Annotated in this window: 6 protein-coding genes and 1 riboswitch; all 6 genes read right to left on the reverse strand. The window is 68.9% G+C overall.

Translation table 11 applies throughout. The features are described from left to right. Nucleotides 1–376 (reverse strand): GTP-binding protein (locus ABDW35_RS29200; protein ID WP_343717363.1); only part of this gene is annotated, 376 nt, incomplete at its 3' end. A gap of 8 nt (nucleotides 377–384) precedes the next feature. Continuing rightward, on the reverse strand, nucleotides 385–909 hold the full coding sequence (cobU, locus tag ABDW35_RS29205; protein WP_343717364.1) for a bifunctional adenosylcobinamide kinase/adenosylcobinamide-phosphate guanylyltransferase: 525 nt from the start codon (nucleotides 907–909) through the stop codon (nucleotides 385–387). A 118-nt stretch (nucleotides 910–1,027) separates the two neighbouring features. After that, nucleotides 1,028–1,236: riboswitch (cobalamin riboswitch) on the reverse strand. Nucleotides 1,237–1,277: 41 nt separating this feature from the next. Further along, complete coding sequence (locus ABDW35_RS29210) at nucleotides 1,278–2,447, reverse strand: fatty acid desaturase (protein ID WP_343717365.1); 1,170 nt, start codon at nucleotides 2,445–2,447, stop codon at nucleotides 1,278–1,280. Between the two features lie 73 nt (nucleotides 2,448–2,520). Continuing rightward, nucleotides 2,521–3,558, reverse strand: coding sequence for an ABC transporter permease (locus ABDW35_RS29215; protein WP_343717366.1), 1,038 nt, complete (start codon nucleotides 3,556–3,558; stop codon nucleotides 2,521–2,523). Nucleotides 3,559–3,575: 17 nt separating this feature from the next. After that, on the reverse strand, nucleotides 3,576–5,072 hold the full coding sequence (locus tag ABDW35_RS29220; RefSeq protein ID WP_343717367.1) for a sugar ABC transporter ATP-binding protein: 1,497 nt from the start codon (nucleotides 5,070–5,072) through the stop codon (nucleotides 3,576–3,578). 211 nt (nucleotides 5,073–5,283) lie between these two features. Continuing rightward, complete coding sequence (locus tag ABDW35_RS29225) at nucleotides 5,284–6,306, reverse strand: sugar ABC transporter substrate-binding protein (RefSeq protein ID WP_343717368.1); 1,023 nt, start codon at nucleotides 6,304–6,306, stop codon at nucleotides 5,284–5,286. Nucleotides 6,307–6,569 lie beyond the last annotated feature (263 nt).

Genomic DNA, 6,569 nt, shown 5'->3' on the forward strand with positions numbered 1-6,569 from the left:
CGACCGTCACCCGGGTGCGGATCTCCGGCCAGCCGAAGGCCTTCACCAGCGGCTTGGGCAGGGCCAGACCGCTGGTCTCGATCACGATGTGCTCCGGCGGCTCGTCGCGGGCCAGCAGCTTCTCGATGGTCGGGATGAAGTCGTCGGCCACGGTGCAGCAGATGCAGCCATTGGCCAGCTCCACCACATCCTCCTCGCGGCAGGTGGCGTCGCCACAGCTGCGCAGCAGGTCGCCATCGACGCCGACATCGCCGAACTCGTTGATGATCAGCGCCAGCCGGCGGCCGTTGGCGGTCTGCAGCAGGTGGCGGATCAGCGTGGTCTTGCCGGCGCCGAGAAAGCCGGTGACGACGGTCGCGGGAATCTTGGCGGGCATTCGGGTCCTCAGGCGGATTTCAGGGTCAGGGGAAAGCCGGCGGCGACGAAGACGACCGAGGGCACGACGGATGCCACGGCCTGGTGCAGGCGGCCGGCATGGTCGCGGAAGGCGCGGGCCAGGGCGTTGTCGGGGACGATGCCGAGCCCGACCTCGTTCGACACCAGCACCACCGGGCCGGGCGGCGCCGCGAGCCAGCGCACCAGCCGGTTGGTCTCGGCGGCGATGTCGCGGTCGGCATGCATCAGATTGGACAGCCAGAGCGTCAGGCAGTCGACCAGCACGGCGCGGCCGGGGCCGGCCGCCTGGCCGAGGGTCTCGACCAGCTCCAGCGGCGCCTCGACCGTGCGCCAGCGCGAGCCGCGCTGCGCCTGGTGGCGGGAGATGCGCTCCACCATCTCGGCATCCCAGGCCTCGGCGGTGGCGAGATAGACGCAGTCGCCGGGCTGGCTCTCGACCAGCGCCTCGGCATGACGGCTTTTGCCCGACCGGGCGCCGCCCAGCACCAGCGTCGCCGCCGGCAGCTCAGCCATGGTTCGGTCGATGCAGCACGCCCTCGCCCCTCGCTGGCCGGATGGGGCTCGGACGCCGGAGACGGAGCCCGCAGGCGCCCGCGCATCCCGCGCCACCGGTTCACCCCGCCCGGCGGTTCGCACGCATCGCCTCGCCGGCAGGTCTCCTGGCTCGCGGGTCGTCGCCCGCCCCCGCCTTCCCGGCCATCGGCCAGTGGCTGTCGGGGGTGGGCTCGCCGCCTACAGTTGCGGGGGCAGCCGCGGATCAGGCCGAAGAGAGGCCATCCCGCGTTCCCTTTTCACCCCTCGGGCGTCAGCCCAAGAGGAACCGGTTGCGCGATGGCGGCACAGTAGGCGGCGGGTGGCAGGCGGTCAATCGATGCTGCGGCTCAGGCCGCCGGGAGGCGCTTGCCGACGGCTTCCAGGACCAGGCGATGCGCCCGCTCGACGATGTCGTCCATCGACCGGGTCTTGGCGAACATCGCCGTGGCCCGCAGCCGGACCGCCTCCCGCGTCGGAAAGGTCGGCAGATGCGCCTTGGCCAGCAGGTCGACGGTCTTGTGCTGCGCCGTCGCCAGGGCGTCGCGGAGGTCGGCCAGGGTCGGCGCATGGGCGTGGGCCAGCGCCTCGTGCAGCGCCGCCGCGATCCGCTCCGCCGGGAAGCTGGCCGCCAGATCGGCCGCCGCGCGCTCGATGACCTTGCTGCCGAGGCGCTGCTCGTTGCGCAGCACGGCCTCCGGCGGGGTCTTGAGGTTCCAGATCACGCCGCACCAGGACAGGACCTTGAGGATGTAGAAGGTCGGGTCGACCTCCCACCATTTGAAGCCCTGGCGCACGCTGCTCTGATAGGCGTGGTGGTTGTTGTGCCAGCCCTCGCCCATGGTCACCAAAGCGAGCAGCCAGTTGTTGCGGGAATCGTCGCCGGTGACATAGCGCTTGCGGCCATGCACATGGGCCAGCGAGTTGATGCAGAAGGTGCCGTGATAGACCAGCACCGTGCTCCAGACGAAGCCGACCACGAGGCCGGGCCAGCCGCCGATCAGGAAGGTGATCGCGGCCAGGATCACAGCCGGCATCAGCTCGTACTTATGCAGCAGCATCAGCTCGGGATAGCGCGCGAAATCGGCGATCTTGCTGAGATCCGTCGTGCGGTGGCGGGTCGAGAAGATCCAGCCGAGATGGGCGTAGATGAAGCCGCGGTGCCGGGGCGAGTGCACGTCCTGCTCGGTGTCGGAATGCTGGTGGTGGTGCCGGTGCTTGGCGGCCCACCACAGCGTGCTCTTCTGCGCCGTCGTCTGCGACAGGAAGGCCAGGACGAACTGGAACACGCGGCTGGTGGAATAGGCGCGATGGGCGAAATAGCGGTGGTAGCCGGCGCCGATCGCGAAGATGCGCAGGACATACAGCACCACGCAGATCGCCACGGCCTGCCAGGTGATTCCGGTCCAGATCGCCGCGAAGCTGGCCAGATGGAGCAGGACGAACGGGCCCGCCTCCGGATACAGGATGTCCTCGTGGTCGTGCGAGGCGTCGTCCGGACCGGTCTGCGGGGTGGCCATGGGCTCCGTCATGCAATGGCGCGTCGGCAAAAAGGCGCCGGGCGTCCCCTAGATAAGGATCGCCGCGGCGCCGTCAAGCGGACGTGGCGCCGCGGGCCGTCGTCCGCAGCCGCTGGGCGTAGACGTTGATCACCAGCGCCGCCAGCAGGATCAGGCCGCGGATCAGGATCTTCAGGAAGCTGTCGATGTCGACATGGTCCAGGCCGTTGTTCAGCACGCCCAGGATCAGCACGCCGACGATGGTGTTGCCGATGCCGCCGCGGCCGCCGAACAGGCTGGTGCCGCCGACCACGACGGCGGCGATAGCGTCCAGCAGGAAGGTGTCGAACTCGTTCTGCTGGGCGCTGCCGAAATAGGCGACGCCAAGCATGCCGGCGAGGCCTGAGCAGACGGCCGAGATCACCAGCACCGCGCCGATGATGACCCGGACGTTGACGCCGGAGAACTCCGCCGCCTCGCGGTTGCCGCCGACCATGTAGACGTAGCGGCCGAAGCGCGTATAGGTCAGCACCAGATGGGCAACCAGCAGCGTCAGCCCGGCCACGATCACGATCCACGGCACCCCGCCGATCGAGCCGGAGCCGAGGGTGACGACCAGCGGCGGCACGGCATAGGCGATCTGGCCGCGCACCAGCATGGCGCAGATGCCGGCGCCGATCTGCATCATCGCCAGGGTCATGATGAAGGACGGGATGCCGATCCGGGTCACGCCGAAGGCGTTGATCAGCCCCAGCGCCACGCAGGCCGCCAGCGCCACCACGATCGCGGCCCAGCCCGGCAGCGGCACATTGGCGATGTTGACGTAGGATTCCTGCACCGTGAAGAAGGCGACGATGATGCCGGCGGCGTTGGCGATGGCGGCGACCGACAGGTCGATCTCGGCGCACAGGATGACGAAAGTCAGCCCGACGGCGATGATCGCCGTGACCGACACCTGGTTCAGCACGTTGCTGAAATTGTCGAGCGTCAGGAAGGACGGGCTGGCGATGCTGAAGAACACCACCAGCGCGATCAGCGTGATGAAGGGCGCGATGTTGCGCAGCTGGCTGCTCAGCAGCGCGCCGAGCCGGGAGCCGGAACCGCCGGCGGTCTGTGTGGTCTGCGCACCCATCAGGTTTCCGTCCCTTGTCACGCCGCCTCGAGCAGGCGGTCCTTGCTGACCGTTCCGTCCGCGAATTCGCGGGTGATCTGGCCCTTGCGCATCACCAGGATGCGGTCGGCCAGCGACAGCACCGTCTCCGGCTCCGCCGAGACCACGATGACGCCGATGCCCTGGTCGCGCAGGCCGCGGACGATGCCGACCACATCCTCCTTGGCGCCCACATCCATGCCGCGGGTCGGCTCGCTCAGGATCAGCACCCGCGGCGCATGGGTCAGCCACTTGGCCAGCGCCACCTTCTGCTGGTTGCCGCCCGACAGGGCGCCCAGCTCGGCATCGACATGCGGCGTGCGGATGCGCAGCGCCTCGACATGCCTGCGGGCGATGGCGCGCTCCGCCTCCGGCCGCAGCAGCAGGCGTGAGATCCGGTCGAGGATGCTGATCGAGACGTTCTTGTAGATCGGTTCGTGGTGGAACAGCATCGCCCGCCGGCTCTCCGGCACGAAGGCGATGCCGGCACGGCGGGCCTTGGCCGTGGTCGACAGCCGCGCCGGCTGTCCGGCGATCGAGATTCTTCCGGCATCCGCGGGCAGCTTGCCGAACAGCGTCCGCGCCAGCTCCAGCTGGCCGCAGCCCATGAAGCCGTAGATGCCCAGCACCTCGCCGGCCCGGACCTGGAGCGAGATATCCTGGTAGCGGCCGGCCAGCGACAGCCCGTCGACCGACAGCACCACCGGATGGCCGGGCTTCGGGTCCAGCCGGACCTCGCCGGTGTAGCTCTCGCCCAGCTCGTCATGGCCGCTGCCGATCATGCGGTCGATCAGCATGGTCTTGCTGGTCTCGGCCGCCGCCGCGCTCATCACATGCTGGCCGTTGCGGAACACCGTCACCGAATCGGAGATCCGCAGGATGTCGTCGAGGAAGTGGGAGATGAAGACGAAGCTGCGCCCCTCGTCGCGCAGCCGCCGCAGCACGCCGAACAGCCGCTCGATCTCCGGCGGCGACAGGGCCGAGGTCGGCTCGTCCAGGATGATGATGCGGGCGCCGGAGAACAGCACCCGGGCGATCTCGATCATCTGCTGCAGCCCGATCGGCAGCGCGCCGGCCGGGGTGCGCGGGTCGATGTCGATGCCGAGGCGGCGCAGCTGCTCCTCCGCCGCGCGGCGCATGCCGGCCCAGTCGACGATGCCCAGCTTCGTCAGCGGCTGCGACCCGAGGAACACGTTCTCGGCAACGCTGAGGTCCGGCACGATGCTCAGCTCCTGATGCACCATGCCGACCCCGGCGGCCAGCGCGTCCCGGGCCGAGCGGAAGCGCACCTCGCGGCCGTCGATCCGCATCGTGCCCTCATAGCCGGAATGCACGCCGGCGATGATCTTCATCATGGTCGACTTGCCGGCGCCGTTCTCGCCGACCAGGCCATGGATCTCGCCGGCCTTGAGCACGAAGTCGACACCGCGAAGGGCCCGGACGCCGCCGAACGCCTTCGAGATGCCGCTGAGCTCGAGCACGGGGGTATCGGTCATCGTGGGGGTCTGTTCCCTGTTGTCCGGTCGCGCTCGCCAAGCAAACGAGCCGCTCCCCCGCTGTCATTGCCGGGCTTGACCCGGCAATCCAGAAGGTGTCGACGCTCTCTGGATGCCCGGGCCAAGCCCGGGCATGACAGTTTGGGGTTGAGAGTTCGGCTCAGGAGCCGACTGCCTGCTTGCATTTGCTCGCTCGACCGGACCGGCAGGATCAGATCAGGAAGTGATCCTGCATCCACTGCATCCCGGCCGCGTTCGACTTGGTCACCACCGGGCCGTCGGTGACGACCGATTTGGGGATGCCCTCGCCGCTCTTCTCGCCCGCCGTCACGGCCGCGACGCCCGCGATCACCGCGCCGCCATGGATGCGGCAGGACGGGTTGCGGACAGTGGCATACATGCGCCCGTCCGCCACCGCCTGGATCGCCGGCGGCATGGCGTCGACGCCGCCGATCAGGATGTCGGTGCGGTTGCGGGCCTTCATCACGTTGTAGGCGGCCAGCGCCATGTCGTCATTATGGAAGAAGGCGGCGCTGATCTTCGGGTACTTAGTCAGGTGGGTTTCCCACAGCCGGGCGGTCTTCGACACGTCCCAGTCGGCCGGGTCGGTGTTCAGCACCTCGATCTTCGGGAACTGCTTGACCACCGATTCGAAGCCGCGGGCGCGCCCCTGGGCGCCGGTGTGGCCCAGCGCGCCCTGGGTCATGATGATGGTGCCTTCGCCCTTGATGGCGTTGCACAGCGCCTGGGTCACGGAGGCACCCATGAACTCGTTGTCCGGCGCCAGGAAGGAGTGGATGTTGATCTGGTCCAGCGGCGCGATCAGCGTGTCCATGTCGATCACCGGGATGCCGGCGTCGATCATCTTCTGCACCGGCTGCGTCAGCGTGCCGATGCCGAAGGCCTGGATCGCCACGAAGTCCCATTTCTGGGAGGCCATGTTGTCGATCGCGCTGCGCTGCTTCGGCGCCGCCAGCTCGCCGTCGAACCAGGTGATCTCGACGTTGAACAGCTTGCCCCAGTATTCCGCCGCCTGCTTGCCCTGGGCGCACCAGGTGGCCTGAAGCCCGGCGTTGGAGAAAGCTGCCTTCAGCGGCTTGTCGGACCGGCCGACGGCTTCCGCCGCCTGCGCCGCCATCCTGAGATCCAGGCCGCCGAATGCGGCCGCCGCACCGGCCGTCGCCGCCGCGGCCCGGATGAAATCACGACGGCTGCGATGCTCACGCTCACCCATGGACGTCCTCCCGATATCGTGCTGTCCAGGACAGCCACCCGGGGCTTCTTAACGAGCCCCGGGGAAACTCTGGCAGCGCGCGGAAGGCGGCGCAACGGCTATTTGTCAGACAGATGGAACGCGCACCTTGCTCTGCCCGACGCGGGCGGCGAGGACGGAGAAGGACGGCGCCGGATCCTCCGCCGCGGCCTTGTTGGCCATGCGCAGATAGCGCAGCGGGAAGCAGATCGCCTCGACATTGGCGGCGCTGAGCTCGTCCGGCC

This window comes from Inquilinus sp. (assembly GCF_039594555.1).
In the GTDB taxonomy this organism is placed as follows: Bacteria; Pseudomonadota; Alphaproteobacteria; order DSM-16000; family Inquilinaceae; genus Inquilinus.